Below are 18,449 nucleotides of genomic sequence, written 5' to 3' on the forward strand. Positions count from 1 at the left end.
AGGCTTAGATGATTTTTAAAGCTTTCTTAATAATATCCTCGATCTTATCTGATCCGGCCCCATCACTCATAACTTTTTTGATGGCATTTTCTGCGGCAGGTCTGGCTATACCCAGCGTAATCAGTGCATTTAACGCGTCCTGTTCTAAGGTATTGCTTGTCAAGGATGAAAAATTTATGGTTTCTTCCCTTGATTTACCCAGCTTATCCCGTAGTTCGAGGATGATTCTCTCCGCTGATTTTTTGCCAATTCCCTTGATGCTTTCCAATTGCTTTGCATTCCCCTGCAGGATGGCGCGGGTGATCTCCTCCGGCTTCATGGAGGAGAGCATCATCCTGGCGGTGGTTGCACCGACACCGGATACGCTAAGAAGTTGGATAAAGAGGTCTTTCTCCGCTTTGTCAAAGAATCCATAAAGGACATGGGCATCTTCGCGGATATGCAAGTAAGTAAGCAATACCCCGCTTTCCAGTTGCTCGATCCTGGAATAGGTGTTAAGGCTTATCTGAAGCTCATACCCCACCCCGCCAACGTCGATATGTACAAGGGCGGGGCTTTTGTAGGTGAAAGCACCACGTAAAAAAGCGATCATGCGCACGAAAATAGGCTAAAAACGCGATTTCGATATTTTTCCCCACCTTTGCAAAAAACTTTTCTTAACCTGATTGGAAATTAAATAATGAGCAAGAAAACGACCGCTGCTATCACCGCGATAGGAGGATATGTACCCGAAGACCGACTGACCAATGCCGACCTGGAAAAAATGGTGGATACCAACGATGAGTGGATACGTACACGCACGGGGATAGAGGAAAGAAGGATCTTAAAAGGCGAAGGTAAGGCTACCTCCGATCTGTGTGTGCCGGTGGTGGAAGAGATCTGTCGCAAGCGGGGCATCAGTCCCGAGGAAATTGATTGTATCATCGTAGCAACGGTGACCGCGGATATGCTGTTCCCCTCCACCGCCAATATCGTTTGTGATAAAGTGGGGGCCAGGAATGCGTGGGGTTTTGACATGAGCGCTGCGTGCTCGGGTTTTGTATATGCCCTCACCAGTGGCGCCATGTATATAGAGAGCGGGCGATTCAAAAAAGTGGTGGTCCTCGGCGCGGACAAAATGAGCAGCATTGTCGATTATTCCGACCGCACCACTTGTATCATCTTCGGCGACGGCGCCGGTGGCGTATTGCTGGAGGCAAATACGGAGGGTTATGGAGTGCTGGACAGTATTCTGAGAAGCGACGGCAGCGGCCGCACGCATCTGCACATGAAGGCCGGCGGTTCATTACGGCCCTCTTCCTTTGAGACCGTTGCCGCCAAGGAGCATTATATTTACCAGGAAGGGCAGGCCGTTTTCAAATTTGCCGTAAAAGGCATGGCCGATGTCAGTGCGGAATTGATGGAGCGGAATAAGCTGACGGCTGACGATATCAGTTGGCTTGTACCCCACCAGGCCAACAAACGTATCATTGACGCCACTGCTCACCGGATGGGACTGTCGGAAGAAAAGGTCATGATCAACATCCAGCGGTATGGCAATACCACTGCAGGGACCATTCCGCTTTGTCTCTGGGACTGGGAAGATAAACTCAAAAAGGGGGACAACCTGGTGCTGGCGGCCTTTGGCGGAGGTTTCACCTGGGGCGCCACCTGGGTCAAATGGGGGTATTAAACCATGGAAAATATTGAAATCAGAAGGGCAGTCCGCGAGGATTGCCCGCGTTTATTAGAGTTGGTGCGCGAACTGGCGGAATATGAGCGGGCGCCGCAGGAGGTGACGGTGACACTCGAACACTTTACCGAAAGCGGTTTTGGCTCCCAGCCCGTGTGGTGGGCCTTTGTCGTTACCGTAAACGGCCGGGTCGAAGGATTTGCGCTGTATTATATCCGTTATAGCACCTGGAAGGGCCAACGGCTTTATCTCGAAGACCTCGTCATTACCAACGAGATGCGCGGCAAAGGCCTCGGCAGCCTGCTGTTCGACCGCCTCATCGAGGAAGTCCGGGAAAAGAAATTCTCGGGAATGGCATGGCAGGTGCTCGACTGGAATGAACCTGCCATCAACTTCTATAAAAAATACAACGCCCGCTTCGATCAGGGATGGATCAATTGTGCCATCTGATCATCGATCAATGCACGCCATCCATCACTACTTCGTGGTTGATCTTATGGATGAGTTTGTGCAGCACCTTGCCGGGGCCCACTTCCGTAAAATGAGAGGCGCCGTCGGCGATCATGGCAAGAATGGACTGTGTCCATTTTACCGGTCCCGTCAGCTGTTCGATAAGATTCTTCTTGATCTCGTCTTTCGACACAACGGCTCTGGCCACCACATTCTGATAGACCGGGCAGGTAGGATTGTAAAACGTGGTATTCTCGATGGCTTCTTTCAGTTCGTCCTGGGCGGAAGCCATAAAGGGGGAATGAAAAGCGCCGCTTACCTTTAACGGGACGATCTTTCTTGCACCCGCGGCTTTTGCCTTCGCGGAGGCCAGTTCCAGTCCCTTTGGCGAACCGCTGATGACCAATTGCTCGGGACAATTATAATTGGCGGGCACGACGATCTCTCCCGACTCTTTTTGTACCTCCGCGCAAATATTCTCTACCACCTCGTCGGGTAATCCCAGCACGGCCGCCATTCCGGAAGGCGTTTTCTCGCAGGCATGCTGCATGGCTTCGGCGCGCGCAGACACCAATTTAAGCCCGTCTTCAAAACTCAACACGCCATTCGCTACAAGGGCGGAGAATTCCCCCTGCGAATGACCAGCCACCATTTCGGGCCTGCTATTCTCTATGCCTTTGAATGCAATGACGGAATGAAGGAAGATGGCCGGCTGGGTTACATAGGTTTGGAGCAATTGTTCCTCGGTGCCATTGAACATGACATCGGAGATCCGGAATTCCAGGATCTCGTTAGCCTGTTCGAATAATTTCTTTGCAAAAGCGCTATTCTCATAAAGGTTTTTTCCCATGCCGGGGAATTGTGATCCCTGTCCAGGAAAAACGTACGCATGCTTCATACTAATCCGAGTTTTTGTTTTGTTGGGCCTTGCTCCAACGGACCCCTGGTCCGTCGGAGGGCAAATATGCCACAAAGGACCGATTCAACAAAGAAAATCTTTGTTGTTATATTCGAAAATCCTTCGTTCTCAATGCAGGTTGGAAGAGATGAGTTTGGTAAATTCACTACGGGTCTCATTCTTCTCGAACTCGCCCCAAAATGCGGAGGTCGTCGTCACCGAATTTTGTTTCTGCACTCCCCGCATCATCATGCAGAGATGAGAAGCTTCGATGACCACGGCCACCCCCAGCGGATTGAGCGTGTCCTTTATCGCATGCAGAATCTGAGTAGTCAATCTTTCCTGCACCTGTAAGCGTCGGGCGTATACATCCACTACCCGGGCTATCTTGCTCAACCCCGTGATCCAGCCATTGGGGATGTACGCAATATGGGCTTTGCCGAAAAAAGGGAGTATATGGTGTTCACACATGCTGTACAACTCGATATCCTTTACGAGGATCATCTCGCTCACCTCTTCATGGAATTTGGCGGAATTGAGAATGGCATGAGCATCCATGCTGTATCCCTGTGTCAGGAACTGCATGGCCTTCGCCACTCTTTCGGGCGTCTTTAACAGACCCTCCCTTGTACTATCCTCCCCCAACAGGTCCAAAGATTCGCGGTAGTGCTTTGTCAACTCTGCGGTTACGTGTTCGTTGTACTGTTCGATTTTTGTGTATGCCATATGGCTTTCCCTTGTATGGTTTCGCATGGTTTAATAGTTTAAGCAGGATATTCCACAAAATTCCGCTCGGTCTCATATAATCTCACCTGTACGTCCAGGCGGGGATCTATCCTGGCGCGAAGCAGGTCGTAGATCACCATCGCGATGTGTTCAGCCGTAGGGTTGAGATCGCGAAAATAGATCGTATCGAGATTGAGATTCTTATGATCGAATTTTTCCAGCACCTCTTCGGAGGTGATACGCGACAGTACTTTCATATCCATTACATAACCAGTATCGGGATCGGGCACTCCCGTAACCTTAACGATCAACTCGTAATTATGACCATGATAATGCGGGTTGCTGCACTTGCCAAACACTTCGGCATTCTTCCGGTCATCCCAGGCGGGATTGAAAATGCGATGCGCTGCATTAAAGTGTTCTTTCCGGAATACCGCGACTTTTTTTTCACTCCCGCTCATATGTCATGTTTTTTTAACCAAAATACTCAACATAGATCCTCGGCGTCTCATAGAGCTTGATCCCATGCAGCTGCACTCCGGCCGGCAGATGGGGTACAAGTTGCTGCCAGATGGCGATGGCGAGGTTCTCAGTGGAACACATTTTGTCACGCATGAAATCGACATCCATATTCAGGTTCTTATGATCCAATTTTTCGATAACATGTTCGCGAATGATCTCGCTGAGACGCTTTACATCGAAGACGAAACCGGTGTCGGGGTCAGGATCACCTTTTATCGTCACATAAAGATCATAATTATGTCCATGCCAATTCTCATTGGCGCATAAGCCAAAGACAGATTCATTCTTTTCCTTACTCCAGCCTGGATTGTAGAGTTTATGTGCTGCGTTGAAATGTTCCAGGCGCGTCAGATACACCATACCTAATACCTATGTAAACGATAAAATTCCCGCAAAGGTAACAATTAAGTAGCAGATATTTGTCATATGGAAATCCTACTGGTAGCTGCCACAACGTTTGAAATTCAACCCACTATTGACTATATCCGGGGCCGCGCCGGCCGGGACGGGTTCCCCTCCGTAACTTCGCTGATCACCGGCGTCGGCGGTCTTGCTACCACCTGGGCGCTTACCCGACAGATTGACAGCGCTCGCCCCGATCTTGTGATACAGGCCGGCATCGCTGGTTGCCTCGCCGGGAAACAACCCGGAGAAGTGTTTGTCGTCGGTGATGAAGTGTTGGCCGACCTGGGCGTATGGGAGGACGAAACCTTTAAATCCCTGTTCGAAATGGGGCTTGCGGACAAGGATGCTTTCCCATTTGTCGATGGGAAGTTGGTAAATCCGCACAAAGCCTTGCTCGCGCTAACCGCTCTCCCGGTCGTCAGAGCTATCACCGTCAACGAAATAACCACCGACAGGGAAAGGATTCGTTGGCATCAACAAAATACGGGTGCCGTTGTTGAAAGCATGGAAGGAGGCCCTTTGCATTATGTTTGCTTACAGGCCCGTGTTCCCTTCCTGCAGTTGCGGGCGGTGTCCAACGAAGTGGGGGTGAGAGATAAAACAAGATGGGACATTCCCTTAGCTATCGCCCGCCTGAATTCAGCATTGATCTCGCTTTTAGAAAAATTAGATAAGCATGAAATTTTCCCTTGGCTTCAGCCCCTGCCCGAATGATACCTTTATCTTCGATGCACTCGTCAACAAAAAGATAGATACGGAAGGAATGGAATTCGATCTCTTCCTGGAAGATGTCGAGACGCTCAACCAATGGGCAATGCAGGGGAGGCTGGACATTTCAAAAATAAGCTATGGGGTATTGCCGCTCGTGTTGTCCCAATATGAATTGCTGGATGCGGGCGGCGCCTTGGGAAAGGGTGTCGGTCCGTTGCTCATCTCTCGCAAACCCATTCCTCTAACGGCCATCAACGACTGCCGGATCGCGATTCCCGGGCGGCGCACAACCGCCCATCTGTTGTTCTCCCTTGCTTTTCCCGAAGCCCGGCAAAAGGAGTTCATGGTCTTCTCCGGTGTCGAAGAAGCGGTCTTGTCCGGCGCCGTCGATTGCGGGGTCATCATTCATGAGAACCGTTTCACCTATCAGCAAAAGGGATTGGTCAAAATAGTGGATCTCGGCGAATTCTGGGAGCTCGAGACCGGCGCGCCTATCCCGCTCGGCGGCATCGTCTTTAAAAAGGGGCTGGACCCGGCCCTGGCGAACAAGATAAACCAGCTCATCCGGAAAAGCCTCGAGTATGCTTTCAGTAATTATCCCGAGCTGCCGGAATTCGTACGCTCCCACGCCCAGGAAATGGACGAGTGGGTGATGCGTCAACACATTGACCTCTACGTCAATAACTACTCGCTTACATTGGGGCCGGAGGGGGAAAAGGCCATTGAGATCTTACTGCAAACCTATGAGCGCGTACACGCCGGGTCTCATGACAGCCCGTTTATAAGTTGATCATAGATCGTCCGTGAAATAGCGCCGGTATATTGCGATTGACGGAATGACGACACCCATCGGATGCCTTTTATGGCATTGGTGAGAAAGACCTCGTCCGCGGCCAGGAGGTCGTTGACCGACACCGGCCGTTCATGGACGGGAAAGCCCGCGGCAGGCAAGGCGGCCAGGAGGAATCGCCGCATGACCCCGGCTACCCCCCCTTCCGACAGGGAAGGAGTATACACCTGCCGGTTTTTTATGTAAAAAAGGTTGGCGATGGTGCTATCCGCCAGGCGCTCGTAGCAGTTGAAGACCAGGCAATCGTCCAACCAGTGTTCGCGGGCATAAAGGGCAGCCAGCACATAAAGCAGAAAATTATTCGATTTGACATTGGCAATGGCATCACAGGATTTCATCCCACCCGGATACACATCGATGACGAGTCCCTTGTCATTTAACCCAATGTCGTCGGGAGTAAGGGGCCAGGTTTCGATAAGATAATGGGGTTGAAGGTTTTCGGTGTCATAAAGCCCACCCTCGCCCCGGAAGACAACAAACCTTACCCTGGCAAGAGGGGAATGAGCATTCCGCTGGCATAGCTCAAGAATTTGACTTTCCAAATTTTCCGGCGTAAAAGAAGGTGGGATGGCAAACCGCAGGAGGCGCATACCTGCAAAGAGGCGGTCGAAGTGGTAGTCCCGCAACCGGATGCGGCCGTTTTTGACCAGCAATGTCTCGAAGAGTCCATCGCCATACCGAAATCCACGGTTGCCGGCTGTCAAAACAGGGCTTCCGGCATGGAGAAAGGCGCCATTATGATTGATCCAGGCAGTGGAGGTGTTCACTGTCCTATGCGGATTTACTGCTGTTCGATGATACCATTCTTTACTGCATACATGACCAGGCCGGCCATGGATTTAGCACCCGTCTTGGTCTTTAATTTGTCCCGGATGGCTTCGACTGTGCGTGGACTGATGTCTACGATGTCGGCTATCTCCTTGGTTGTCTTCTCCTCGCACATGAGTTTGAGGACGGTGAGCTCTTTTTCCGTGAGATTCACATCCTGGAGTGCGCCTATTTCGGGCCGCTTCGTGCGAAGACCAGTAAGTAATGCTTTGTTGGTCAATTCATTAAAGAAGAACTCCTGCTCGTAGCAGGTCTTTATGGCCTGGTAGATGGTCTCGGAATCCGAATTCTTGGTAAGATAGGAATTTGCCCCTATCTCCATCAATTTGGAGATCATCGAATGGTCATTGTGCATGGAAAGAATGATGACCTTGACATGGGGATGATCCTTGCGAATCTCGGGGAGTGTTTGGATGCCATCCATTATAGGCATCTGAATATCAAGCAGGATGACGTCCGGTTCGACGTGCTTGAGCAGGTTGAGCAGCTGCATTCCATTGTCAGCTTCCGCTACCAGCTCTACATCTTTCTTTACGGCAAGAGCCGTCTTGACCCCGGCCCTGAAAAGGGCATGATCATCGGCTATGGCAACTTTGATTGCCTGGTTAAGCTCGGGTCTTTTCATACGATTTAGAATTTATATCCTGCAGCTGGACGGACTGCCTAATATACTTGCAAATTGAATCAAAAAATGCAATACTTACTATAGGTAAAGTACGTAACAACGCAATTTCGGAATATACTAACCTTACGAAGATAAGTGGTTTTTTCCCGATATAAAAGTGGAATTTTTTCGAATGTGTTTATAGTGGTTTTACGACGACCGCGGTAAAAGCCGAAAAGGCAAAATCGGGCAAATCTGCGCTTGCCTGGCTATCTGCGCGCTCCTATTTTTGTATAAGTTGATTGACAGGATTAGCAACCTCAGACTGTCCAATGTCCTAGAAACCGTCCAGAACCTTTTTCAATATTCTATGAAACCCGGCAAAATCCAATGGTCAATCAACTTTTTTAGAAAAAGCGGTTCAATATCCTAATAAAGCGAAAGCGAGGAATTCGAGTGCCGTTGAGAGATTGATCCAGTCCCTATGAAATCTAAGACCTGATGATCTCCAATATCCCTTCTCCGTCTGCCAGCTCCGTTGCTACATCAGGTAGTTTGGTCCCTTATCTGGTTTGTAAATTAGTTTGTAAAGGGTTTGCTAAAGCAAGCCCTTTTTTTATTTAATCGATGATCTTATTTCGCATAGCGTACATGATGAGACCGGCAATCGTTTTGGCCCCGATCTTTGTTTTCATGTTCTGGCGAATCGTTTCGATGGTGCGGGTGCTAAGGAATACTTCTTTGGAGATCTCTTCGGTAGTCTTGTCCTCCGCCAGGAGTTTTAAGATGCGAATCTCTTTTTCCGAGAATTTAATGGGGCTTGGGTAGAATTGCCTTACCTGTCGTTTGGTCTGCAGTTTGGATAGAACGGCTTTATTTACAAGATCGTTGAAATAAAAGTCATCGTTCATGCAGGTAAGGATAGCCTGGTATATTTCATCCGGATCGGTGGTTTTCGTCAGATAGGCATTGGCACCCATCTCCATCATTTTGGAGATCATTTCCTGGTCGTCATACATCGTCAGAACGATGATCTTGACATCCTCATATTCTTTTCGAAGCAAGCCTATCGCGTTGATCCCGTCGACCTCGGGCATCCGGATGTCCATCAGCAATACGTCCGGCCGCTTGATCTGCATTTTGTGCACAAGATCCTTACCATCTTCAGCTTCCCACAGAATTCTAAGATATTCCTTGTTCTTCAGAGCCATTTTAATACCGTCACGGAAAATCTTATGATCATCAGCGATCGATACTTTGATAACTAATTCAGCAGTCATACCGGCAGGTTTGTAGAATTAATAGGTATAGGTCTTAAGTTTTGTTGATGATGCTTATCGCTAGTGAATATCCCTGGAATTTTTACATCTCAAATAGTATTTTCCGAATTTCATAAATCGGGCAAATCTGCTCTTGTCCTGCCAGAGTCCGCCACCTACATTTGTACCGGAAGTTGACTGAAAGGATCTAGCCTCAAACCATCCAATGTCCCGTTTACCGTCCAGTAAAAGATTTCAATATCCTTTAAAACCAAACAGGTAAATCCGTCTTCAGTCAACTTCTTTCCTTTCCGACGGGTACCTCCTCCCCATCTAGGTATTGAATTTACCTTTAATTTCCGGTTGTGCCTTCTCAAAAAAACGAAAAATCAGGAATTTAATTACTTCACCCTTGTTCCGGGTCCTCTTTTCGGATTATCCACATTATTAACACGCGTGTGAATATCTTTTTGTTCTGGTATTTCCCCGAGGGCTTTTTACGAATTTTGCGATAGTAAAAATACTATTTTACCCACGTGAAACTACTCTATTTTGGGATAGTAATCGCCCTAGTAAAATCCCATCAAACGCAGTACAGACTTGAATTACAGGCAATTTAAAGCATTTTACCATAAATTTTGGCCATTGCCCAGTTTTTTTTTTAGGGGTTATTTAGCCTTACAAACTAACATTTTACAACCTCTAAAAACGCATGCGCATGTTACAAAAAGAGTTACTCACCAAACAAGACTATGCTGCTATTGGGGAAGAGATCAGCCACGAACAGGCTAATGAATTCATCGAAACCTATAAAGAACAACGTCAACCGGGCGATTTGGGTGGTTATGTTCTGGGCCGCAATATCATCGATCAGCTGCTGGCTCAACCGGGTTGCGTAGGCCTTCGTTTTTACTACGGTATCAATGAAGAAGGTCAAAAAACCCTGGTTTATGTAGGCATCGACGCTGACGGCCAGGACCTCCTGAAAAAGACCGTTGTAATGGAAGGCGGTTTGTTCGGCATCGATCTTGGCACTATCGCCGATCGCATCGGCAGCTGGTTCTGGTAGTCCACGAATCTGCCAAAGTACTTGGATTATAGGACAATGCCTTTTATATTTGAGTAAAAAACAAGGTATTGCTCCCACGTATAGCCTTACTTTCCGAAATATTACCCATCATCTTTTACCTGATCTTCCTTAAACGTAATCGGGGACAGGGGTTGTGGGTAATATTTCTTTATTGTATCCTCTCGTTCCTTACAGAGCCTTTTTACCACATCCTGGGAGCCAATATTCCCCAATATTACGTCTACTCAAGCTTTACCATCATCGAATTCACGCTCTTTTCCCTGTTTTTTTATACATCCCTCCACGAAAAGAAATTCAAGTATATCCCCCTCATCTGTGCGGTGATCTTCTACGTCGTCGCCATCACTAATTTTAAGAAAAGAAGCGATAATCCCTTTGATTCCCTTCCGGCTTCTGTAGAAGCAATCCTTGTAATATCGTATTGCATTTTATTATTATACGAGCAAATGAAGGACCCCACTGTAGGCCTTGTCTATAATACCAAGAAGTTTTGGGTTATAATCGCGTTTCTTCTTTACTTTTCGGCCACCCTTTTCCTGTTTCTTTACACCGGAACCCTGTCCGAAGAGCAGCGTTCAAGCTACTGGCCGATCAATAATTTCTTTGAAATCCTGAAGAATATCCTTTTCTGCGTCTCGTTTATAATGAAAAAACATTATAATAATCCATATGCGATGGATAACTTTGAGCCTTGATCTACCTGATAATTAAACTATTGAAAATACACTAAACCCCTAAACAAAACAACCTGTCCCGGAGACGACCCAATTCATGATACTCTTAGAAGTCACTAGCCCTGGTAACGTATCCCTGGTGCTGTTTTTTGGCACTATCGGAATGTTAGCGCTTACCATCGGCCTGATCGTCTTTATTATCTTTCACCAGCGTAAGGTGATCCGTTACCAGCAGAAACTGCAACGGATGGAGCAGGACCAACAAAAATTGCTGCTCAACGCCTCTATCCGTCTCCAGGAGGAAGAAAGACAACGCATCGCGGCAGACCTCCACGACGACGCCGGTCCCCTGCTGGCCACCGCCCGGCTTTATCTCAACGAAAACCTGGTCAACCTCGACAAGACCACGCAATTACAAAGCATCTACAACGCCAAACAGATCATTGACGATACGATTCAGCTGATCAGGAATATTTCTCATAGCCTGATGCCCCCCACCCTCAAGAATTTTGGCCTGGAATCGGCCGTAAACGACCTTTTCCAGAAGATCAGCGGCTCGGGCAGCATGAATGCAAGCTCCCGCTTCCACGATTACCGCGAGCGTCTGCAGGCAGAGAACGAGTTAATCATCTTCAGGGTCATCCAAGAGCTGGTGAACAACATCCTCAAACACAGTAATGCCAGTTTCATCCACCTGACCCAGAACACCAGCGGCGACAAGTTCTTTATCCGGCTCCATCACGATGGTCGCGGCATCACCCAAAATGATTTCAACAAGTTGAATAAGAGCAATGTAGGGCTTGGTCTGAAAAATATCCAAAGCCGGTTGAAGGTCTTGCACGGCAAGATATTCTTTGAAAAAGACATGTCTCAAACCTATTATAAAGTCACTATCGAACTCGTTAAGGAAGAAGAAGATAAGCTGCAAGAACAGGATTAAAATTTATGTGTATCTTTAGGTAACAGAGATACCCCCTGGCCGCTAGAGAACATAATATATTGATCGTGACCCAACTAGAACTTTACAATAGCCTATGGGAGTAATTAAAGTTGCAATAGCCGATGACCACAAGATATTCCGAAAGGGTGTCATTCTATCTCTACGTCCTTATAGCGCCATAAAATTTGTCCAGGAAGCCGAGAATGGGCAGGAACTACTGGATGGCCTGGCCGCCTCAGAACCCGATGTTGTGTTGATGGACCTCCGGATGCCCCAAAAAGACGGAATAGAAACGACCAAGATCATTGCAAAACAATATCCTTCCATCCATATTATCGCCCTCACCATGTATGAGGACGAGCGTTTCGTAAGCCATATGATGGAGATAGGCGCCAATGGCTACCTTTTAAAAAGTGCTGACCCATCCGAGATCAAAAGAGCCATCATCGAGGTGGCGACCAAAGGATATTACCTCAACAATTTTGTCAACCGCATATTGCTGAAAAAATCCCATGTTCGTACCAAGATGATCCCCAGCCTCAACACGGAGATCACTTTAAATGATAGGGAAAGGGAAGTAGTACGTTACATCTGCATGGAATTCACCGCCCAGGAGATCGCCCAAAAGATAGACGTCAGCCCCCGGACGGTGGAGGCCATCAAAGACCGCCTCATGGAACGTTTTGGCGCAAAAAACACCGCAGGATTGGTATTCTTTGCCGTTAAAAACAACCTCATTGACTAGACTGGGCGGAGTCCAGTCCAGTCCACGAAGTGGACCGACAGACCGATCCCACCTACAGAGCTCCAACGGCTCCGTCAACGATGCGTATGGTTAACCCAGGTAATACTTTTACGGATTATCTTTTACTGGGAATCACCTTCCTCCCGCTTTTGCCGGCTTTGCTCATCTTTGTCCGCAAACTCTATGGACAAGAGCCGCTAAACTTCCTTGTCGTTATCTGCCTGCTTTGCTTTCTCCGCGGCATCATCGGTCTTGCTTATCCCCTGACACAGGTGAACCAATTCATCATCAACAAGATATTTACCCTCCTGCTCTTTCTTTTCTTTGTCCTTGCCTTCCGGAGCAACCTCAACGGAAAAATACGCTATGGATTGAGCCTTCTTCTCACCGCCCTGCTGTCCATCCTCTTCACCTATTGGTCGCTAAAAGGCTGGGACGGGTCCAGTCAGGCGACCGAGATACTGCTCAACAGCTTTCTTGCGGTGCTTATCGGCATAAGCCTTCATGCCATCCTCCATAATGACGAGCTTGGAGTCTTCCATTCGCCCCTTTTTTGGATGGAAGGAGGTACCCTCTTCTATATCCTGCTATCCCTTATGCTGGAAGGAGTAGGTAACAGTGGCCACCCGGAGGTGGTTCCGTCAGACGCGGAAAAAAGGCTTTTCCTTGGGCTTGCCGACCTGGTGCGGTATCTCGCCTATATCGCCGCGGTGTATGCGTTATAAGCTCATCTCTGGCACTTCTCCGGGTATCACCAGGCGGCCGGCCGTCTTGCTTTTGACCTCTTCCAGGGAGACTCCCGGCGCACGCTCCAGGAGCCTGAATCCTTCCGGTGTGATGTCCAGCACGGCCAGGTCGGTGACGACCTTCTTGACGCATTTCACCCCCGTAAGCGGAAGACTACAGGCAGACAGCAGCTTGGGTTCGCCTTTTGGATTGGTATGTTGCATGGCTACGATGATATTCCGGGCGCTGGCTACGAGATCCATCGCTCCGCCCATTCCCTTCACCATTTTACCCGGGATCTTCCAGTTGGCAATATCGCCTGTATCCGACACTTCCATGGCGCCCAGCACGGTCAGGTCGACCTTTCCCGCGCGGATCATGCCAAAACTTTCGGCACTGTCAAAAAAAGCGGCGCCTGGCAAGACCGTGACGGTCTCCTTGCCGGCATTGATAAGATCGGCATCCACCTCCTCTTCCGTAGGATAGGGGCCCATCCCCAGGATCCCATTCTCGGATTGAAGTACGATCGAGATGCCGGCCGGGATATAGTTGGCCACAAGGGTGGGAATGCCGATGCCCAGATTGATATACATGCCATCCCTCAATTCCTGTGCTATCCGTCGTGCGATACCAAATTTATCCAATGCCATAAGGAGGTATTTCCTGGTTATAAAATTATTTTGAATCGGCGAGCCGGACTGTCTTTCGTTCGATGCGCCGCTGGTAATTACTGCCCTGGAAGATGCGATGGACATAGATGCCGGGGACATGGATCTGGTCGGGGTCCAGTTCGCCGGGTTGTACCAGGTGTTCTACTTCCGCGATGGTAATATTTCCTGCCTTAGCCATGGAGGTGGAAAAATTCCGGGTCGTCTTACGAAATACAAGATTGCCCAACGTATCGCCCTTCCAGGCCTTGACGATAGCAAAATCAGCGTGCAGCGCATGTTCCATGAGATGGGGCTTTCCGTTGAACTCCCTCACTTCCTTGCCGAACGCGATTTCCGTGCCATAGCCGGCGGGTGTAAAAAAAGCGGGGATGCCCATTCCGGCCATCTGGATGCGCGTGGCCAGCGTTCCCTGCGGGATGAGATCGACCATCAATTCTCCATGCAGCAGCTGCCGTTCGAATTCGGCATTCTCACCCACATACGAACTGATCATCTTTTTTATCTGGCGCGTCTTAAGGAGAATACCAAGGCCAAAATCGTCGACCCCGGCATTATTCGAGATACAGGTGAGTTCGCGGATCCCGCTACGGGTCAGGGCATCGATACAATTCTCAGGGATCCCGCATAGGCCAAAACCGCCAAGCATGATGACGGCGGCATTAGGGATATCATGAATGGCCTCATCGGCACTGGCAACGACTTTTTTCATCCGGCAAGAGATTTGGGCCTAAAAATACGATTAAGAATCATTTCCCGCGCAAGCGTATCCCCGTCCCGGATAAATCAGCCTACGGCTTGGGCAGCTGTTGCTTTGCAGCGGACGAAGAATGCGGCAGAGGCCGCCGCCGCAGTGGCGACACCGGTAGTGCAAAGCGTCTTTTGATGGAATCTGCGGTCCTGATCGCGGCGGGCGATCCGGGAGGCGGCGCGGTGGGCGGAGGAGTGCTAACGGTCCTGGGCACGGGCCGACTATAACTCTCGGTCCGCAACCGATTGCCCATGGCAGCAAGGCTGTCGAGGAGGGGCTGGGAAAGCTCGGGATGCTCCATATAGTACTTATAGCTCCTGGTGAACTTCTCCCTGGAAACGTGATGCAGTTGAAATACCTCATCGTACAACCGGAGGTTCTCCAACTTAAGATTAACATGCGCCGAGTCCTTTATCAGATTGGTTGTATACTGATCGGCCAGGACCATATCAAACAAAACGTTTTGCATATCTTCCCGTGAAAGGATGCCGGAGGGAGTACTATTCTTATCCGAGCAACTGTTTCCCGCCACCAGCAAAACTAGGACAGCCCAGCCTATCCAACGACTTCTCATTGCAGATCCTGTTTATATTTGTTAGCATTCGAAACATCCAGCCGGGAGAGAAGGTCGAGGGCCCTGGCCTTTTCATCGGGGGCCACTTTCTGAAAAATATGGGATAGCTCGTTGGCCTTGCCCTGAAAGAAGAACTGAATGATCATGGTATTGGGCGTCTCCGTATTGATGGTATTCAACATATTCAGCGCGTTGAGAATACCTGACCGGGCATCGGACTCCTTATCATACAATTGATCGAGCCCCGAACGGAAATAGCTGTAATAAGCGTCGTGCACGAGGGTATACTTATTGTTCGTCAGATTTTCGATCAACCAGTACCGGTTGCGGATACCATCAAATGCTTTCCAACCACTGATATCCCGGCTGTCGGGGGCATTATTCACGATATTCAGCGCTTTCTGAAAATAAGGATCACCACCCCGCAGGGAAAAAGAGTCAAAATCGAGTCCCAGGATAACATAGATATAATAGGCGACCTCGGCCGTAAGATTGGCGGCAAAGGGCTCCGAGCCTTGTACCCGGTTCTCATTGAAGTCCAGCGTTTGGTATTCTACATATCGAAAAGCAAAGGACTCGTCCCGGAAATTAATGAGGGGGCTCTGGTAGGAAGAGTTGTACACCGGCCGGCCGGCCTGAACGGTGAGAATAGCCTGGTAGGTATTGTTATCGCCACTGCTGCTGATGTCGATCAAAAAATTACATAGGATCTTTTCATTGTTTTGAAAAGTCTCGTTAGACCATTTCCGGTTGTTGATAAAATTATACAATGCCGCCTGGAGGGTTTGAAATTGTTTGTGATCTACCGTGGAAGGTATCCTGTTGGCAACGACGGAGACATTGGCCTGCAGATCCTGGGCGTGGAGGGCGGGCGCCAGGGCGTCCAAAAAGACAAGGATCAGAAGATAGCTTTTACGCATACAACCGGTTTACTTTACTATAGTATCAACGATATCCTTTGCTACTTGTTGCTTGGGTTTTCTTTCAAACGAGCGCTCGGAGCCGTCTTTCCCGAAAATGGTGATCTTATTGGTATCGAACCCAAATCCGGCGCCTTCATCACTAAGGGAATTGAGCACGATAAAATCGGCATTTTTGGATTGCAGCTTACCCAGGGCATACGACCGGCCGTCAGAGGTTTCGAGTGCAAAACCGACCAGCATCTGCCCCTGTTTTTTCAGCCCGCCAAGCGTCTTGAGAATATCCTTTGTCCGGGTGAGCTCCAGCACCAGCGTATCATCGTTCTTTTTGATCTTTTCCGGCGCCTTGACGGCTGGAGTATAGTCAGCCACGGCGGCCGAGAGGACGGCAATATCAGCCCCGGCAAATTGGGCGACGCAAACATTGTACATCTCTTCCGCCGAGGTGACGCGATGCAGGTCGATGCCGGCAGTGGTAACCACCTGTGAAGAAGGCCCCAACACCAGGTGAACGGCTGCCCCGCGCCGGGCCAGCTCCTCCGCAATGGCGATTCCCATCTTGCCGGAGGAATGATTGCCGATAAACCGCACCGGATCAATAGCCTCATAAGTAGGACCCGCAGTTACCAGGGCTTTTCGGCCTTTGAGATCACCCGCCTTGACCGTGAGCATCTCCCGGATGAATTCCACGATCGTCTCCGGGTCGGCCATCCGGCCATCCCCAAACAACCCGCTCGCTAATTCCCCTTTCTCTACGGGGATGATCCTGTTGCCAAAAGCCTGTAACCGGCGTAGGTTGGCTTCGGTGGCAGGATGACGCCACATGTCTTCATCCATCGCAGGGGCCAGCAACACCGGGCATACGGCCGACAGCCAGGTGGCCATAAGCAGGTTATCACAGAGTCCTGTGGCCATCTTGGCCAGGGTATTACAGCTGAGGGGGGCGACGACAAAAATATCCGCCCAGCGCCCCAGTTCTACATGATTGGCCCAGGTATCGCCCGCAAAAAGGTCGGAAAGAACGGGATTTTTTGACAAGGTGGCGAGCGAAAGCGGGGTAACAAAGTCGCGGGCGGCAGGGGTCTGGATCACCTTCACCTCGGCCCCCTCCTTTATCAGGAGCCTGACCAGCAGAAGCGACTTGTAGGCGGCAATACTGCCTGTTACACCGAGTAAGATCTTTTTTCCCTGTAGCATGGCTTCTAAATGACAAGAGGGCGCCTGTAGCGCCCTCTTGCGTTGCAGAATGCGGTTATTTAAAGAGATCGTCGTCGTTGCGGCGATAGTAGATCTTCTCATCCATGAATTCCTGGGTAGCCAGCAGAGCCGGGTTGGGCATCCGCTCGTACGCCTTGGAGATCTCGATCTGCTCCTTATTCTCATGAATCTCTTCCAGGCTATCGGTATGGCTGGCAAACTCTTCCAGTTTGTTATGCAGCTCCTCCTTAAGGGAGATGTTTATCTGGTTAGCCCTTTTCGCGATGATAGCGATGGACTCGTACAGATTCCCGGTCTTCGCCTTGATATCGGTAAGGTTCTTTGTTTCCACTACATTCGTAGTGTTTGCATTAATTTGCCGTCTTAGCCTGCTCATTTTTTAACGATTTAATGTTATTTTGAGAAATGGTCAGGTATTCCTGAACACTTTTATTCAGCCTGCTATCTGGAAAACGATCGACAAACTCGTTACATTGCGTAACTACTATTTCAAAACGTTCGATCTTCTTTTCTTCGACACTCTGCAGGGCAAATTGATAATCCGATTTGATTATCAAGTATTTATATTCATCACTCTTTTCAGAATCCGGATAGCTGTTCATAAGACTGGTGAGCGCCACACCGGCAGCCTTATAGTAAGCCAGATCGTAATACAGCTGGGCGCTCTTATAATCCTTCAGCTCAAGCTTTGCCCGGCATTTATCAATGATGGTGGTAGCCTCTTTTTGCCTGTCAGAGCCGGGGTGGGTATTGATGAAGGCCTGCATAAAACCGATGGTCTTGGTCGTATTGGTTTGATCCAGGTCTACCTTTGGCGACTGCTTGAAAAAAGTATAGGCCCGCATATAATCCATCTCTTCGGCCTTATTGCTGTTTGGGAAATTCTCCACAAAGCCCTTGAACAGGTTCTCCGCATTGGCGTAATCCTTCAGGTAATAAGCGCAATAGGCGAATTTGTAATAAATATCCTCAAAATGCTCGCTACCCTTGAAAATGCGGAACAACTCTTCAAATAATTGCTGGGCGTGGTTGTAATCTTTTTGATCATAATACTTGTCAGCTACCCGCAACTTATAATCATAGTCATTGCTTTTCATCACTTTAGAAAAGTTCGAGCAGGAGGTGAACAAGAGTATCCCTAAAAATAAGACAGTAAATTGACGCATAAAGGCCTGCAAAGTTAAGGTTTTTGGACAAATATGCAGGTATTTACTATTT

At 49.0% G+C, this 18,449-nt stretch carries 24 protein-coding genes; 9 read left to right on the top strand and 15 right to left on the bottom strand.

Annotated features, from left to right (window positions below):
* Positions 1–4: 4 nt before the first annotated feature.
* A complete protein-coding gene (gene ruvA / locus IEY39_RS26975) occupies positions 5–592 on the bottom strand; it encodes a Holliday junction branch migration protein RuvA (protein WP_188937496.1) in 588 nt (195 codons plus the stop codon).
* Between the two features lie 87 nt (positions 593–679).
* Between ruvA and IEY39_RS26980 the strand changes: the two genes are divergently transcribed.
* Positions 680–1,672, top strand: a complete 993-nt coding sequence (locus tag IEY39_RS26980; RefSeq protein ID WP_188937498.1) for a beta-ketoacyl-ACP synthase III — start codon at positions 680–682, stop codon at positions 1,670–1,672.
* 3 nt (positions 1,673–1,675) lie between these two features.
* A complete protein-coding gene (locus IEY39_RS26985; RefSeq protein ID WP_188937499.1) occupies positions 1,676–2,122 on the top strand; it encodes a GNAT family N-acetyltransferase in 447 nt (148 codons plus the stop codon).
* A gap of 7 nt (positions 2,123–2,129) precedes the next feature.
* Here the strand turns inward: IEY39_RS26985 and fabD are convergent, their stop codons facing one another.
* The 4 genes from fabD to IEY39_RS27005 form a co-directional block, all read right to left on the bottom strand.
* Positions 2,130–3,020 (bottom strand): ACP S-malonyltransferase, encoded by an 891-nt coding sequence (gene fabD, locus IEY39_RS26990; RefSeq protein WP_188937501.1) that lies wholly within the window; start codon positions 3,018–3,020, stop codon positions 2,130–2,132.
* Between the two features lie 129 nt (positions 3,021–3,149).
* Positions 3,150–3,746 carry a GTP cyclohydrolase I FolE gene (gene folE / locus IEY39_RS26995; protein ID WP_188937503.1) on the bottom strand — a complete coding sequence of 199 codons (597 nt, stop codon included), beginning with the start codon at positions 3,744–3,746 and terminating at the stop codon, positions 3,150–3,152.
* Between the two features lie 38 nt (positions 3,747–3,784).
* On the bottom strand, positions 3,785–4,207 hold the full coding sequence (locus tag IEY39_RS27000; RefSeq protein WP_188937505.1) for a 6-pyruvoyl trahydropterin synthase family protein: 423 nt from the start codon (positions 4,205–4,207) through the stop codon (positions 3,785–3,787).
* 13 nt (positions 4,208–4,220) lie between these two features.
* Positions 4,221–4,628 carry a 6-pyruvoyl trahydropterin synthase family protein gene (locus tag IEY39_RS27005; RefSeq protein WP_188937507.1) on the bottom strand — a complete coding sequence of 136 codons (408 nt, stop codon included), beginning with the start codon at positions 4,626–4,628 and terminating at the stop codon, positions 4,221–4,223.
* A 66-nt stretch (positions 4,629–4,694) separates the two neighbouring features.
* On the opposite strand from IEY39_RS27005, the gene mqnB reads away from it, so the two are divergent.
* Both mqnB and IEY39_RS27015 read left to right on the top strand, forming a co-directional pair.
* Positions 4,695–5,387 carry a futalosine hydrolase gene (gene mqnB / locus IEY39_RS27010; protein WP_188937509.1) on the top strand — a complete coding sequence of 231 codons (693 nt, stop codon included), beginning with the start codon at positions 4,695–4,697 and terminating at the stop codon, positions 5,385–5,387.
* Positions 5,350–6,174 (top strand): 1,4-dihydroxy-6-naphtoate synthase, encoded by an 825-nt coding sequence (locus IEY39_RS27015; protein WP_188937510.1) that lies wholly within the window; start codon positions 5,350–5,352, stop codon positions 6,172–6,174. The genes mqnB and IEY39_RS27015 overlap by 38 nt, the downstream gene beginning before the upstream one ends.
* Here IEY39_RS27015 and IEY39_RS27020 read toward each other — a convergent pair.
* From IEY39_RS27020 to IEY39_RS27030, 3 genes are all read right to left on the bottom strand, one after another.
* Positions 6,150–7,001 carry an aminotransferase class IV gene (locus tag IEY39_RS27020; protein WP_188937511.1) on the bottom strand — a complete coding sequence of 284 codons (852 nt, stop codon included), beginning with the start codon at positions 6,999–7,001 and terminating at the stop codon, positions 6,150–6,152. The two genes, IEY39_RS27015 and IEY39_RS27020, sit on opposite strands and share 25 nt — an antisense overlap.
* Positions 7,002–7,015: 14 nt before the next feature.
* Entirely contained in the window at positions 7,016–7,687 is a 672-nt protein-coding gene (locus IEY39_RS27025) for a response regulator transcription factor (RefSeq protein WP_188937513.1), read from the bottom strand.
* A gap of 599 nt (positions 7,688–8,286) precedes the next feature.
* Positions 8,287–8,946 carry a response regulator transcription factor gene (locus IEY39_RS27030; protein WP_188937515.1) on the bottom strand — a complete coding sequence of 220 codons (660 nt, stop codon included), beginning with the start codon at positions 8,944–8,946 and terminating at the stop codon, positions 8,287–8,289.
* A 697-nt stretch (positions 8,947–9,643) separates the two neighbouring features.
* Here IEY39_RS27030 and IEY39_RS27035 point away from each other — a divergent pair.
* From IEY39_RS27035 to IEY39_RS27055, 5 genes are all read left to right on the top strand, one after another.
* Entirely contained in the window at positions 9,644–9,994 is a 351-nt protein-coding gene (locus IEY39_RS27035) for a hypothetical protein (protein WP_188937517.1), read from the top strand.
* A gap of 68 nt (positions 9,995–10,062) precedes the next feature.
* Complete coding sequence (locus IEY39_RS27040; protein ID WP_188937518.1) at positions 10,063–10,710, top strand: hypothetical protein; 648 nt, start codon at positions 10,063–10,065, stop codon at positions 10,708–10,710.
* 76 nt (positions 10,711–10,786) lie between these two features.
* On the top strand, positions 10,787–11,629 hold the full coding sequence (locus IEY39_RS27045) for a sensor histidine kinase (protein ID WP_188937520.1): 843 nt from the start codon (positions 10,787–10,789) through the stop codon (positions 11,627–11,629).
* Between the two features lie 94 nt (positions 11,630–11,723).
* Entirely contained in the window at positions 11,724–12,374 is a 651-nt protein-coding gene (locus IEY39_RS27050; protein ID WP_188937521.1) for a response regulator transcription factor, read from the top strand.
* An 86-nt stretch (positions 12,375–12,460) separates the two neighbouring features.
* Complete coding sequence (locus IEY39_RS27055; protein WP_188937523.1) at positions 12,461–13,099, top strand: hypothetical protein; 639 nt, start codon at positions 12,461–12,463, stop codon at positions 13,097–13,099.
* Here IEY39_RS27055 and IEY39_RS27060 read toward each other — a convergent pair.
* The 7 genes from IEY39_RS27060 to IEY39_RS27090 all read right to left on the bottom strand — a co-directional run bounded on the left by IEY39_RS27060 (position 13,094) and on the right by IEY39_RS27090 (position 18,397).
* Positions 13,094–13,750, bottom strand: coding sequence for a 3-oxoacid CoA-transferase subunit B (locus IEY39_RS27060; protein ID WP_188937524.1), 657 nt, complete (start codon positions 13,748–13,750; stop codon positions 13,094–13,096). The two genes, IEY39_RS27055 and IEY39_RS27060, sit on opposite strands and share 6 nt — an antisense overlap.
* Before the next feature lie 25 nt (positions 13,751–13,775).
* Entirely contained in the window at positions 13,776–14,480 is a 705-nt protein-coding gene (locus IEY39_RS27065) for a CoA transferase subunit A (RefSeq protein WP_188937525.1), read from the bottom strand.
* A 79-nt stretch (positions 14,481–14,559) separates the two neighbouring features.
* On the bottom strand, positions 14,560–15,093 hold the full coding sequence (locus IEY39_RS27070) for a DUF4296 domain-containing protein (RefSeq protein WP_188937526.1): 534 nt from the start codon (positions 15,091–15,093) through the stop codon (positions 14,560–14,562).
* Positions 15,090–16,013: a type IX secretion system protein PorD gene (gene porD, locus IEY39_RS27075; protein WP_188937529.1), complete on the bottom strand. Its 924-nt coding sequence runs from the start codon at positions 16,011–16,013 to the stop codon at positions 15,090–15,092. The genes IEY39_RS27070 and porD overlap by 4 nt, the downstream gene beginning before the upstream one ends.
* 9 nt (positions 16,014–16,022) lie before the next feature.
* Positions 16,023–17,312 (bottom strand): bifunctional phosphopantothenoylcysteine decarboxylase/phosphopantothenate--cysteine ligase CoaBC, encoded by a 1,290-nt coding sequence (coaBC, locus tag IEY39_RS27080; RefSeq protein ID WP_229689113.1) that lies wholly within the window; start codon positions 17,310–17,312, stop codon positions 16,023–16,025.
* Positions 17,266–17,607, bottom strand: a complete 342-nt coding sequence (locus IEY39_RS27085; protein ID WP_188937531.1) for a DNA-directed RNA polymerase subunit omega — start codon at positions 17,605–17,607, stop codon at positions 17,266–17,268. The genes coaBC and IEY39_RS27085 overlap by 47 nt, the downstream gene beginning before the upstream one ends.
* Positions 17,582–18,397, bottom strand: coding sequence for an outer membrane protein assembly factor BamD (locus tag IEY39_RS27090; RefSeq protein ID WP_188937533.1), 816 nt, complete (start codon positions 18,395–18,397; stop codon positions 17,582–17,584). Before IEY39_RS27090 ends, IEY39_RS27085 begins: the two co-directional genes overlap by 26 nt.
* Positions 18,398–18,449: the final 52 nt, after the last annotated feature.

It is taken from the genome of Puia dinghuensis (genome assembly GCF_014642875.1).
GTDB lineage: Bacteria > Bacteroidota > Bacteroidia > Chitinophagales > Chitinophagaceae > Puia > Puia dinghuensis.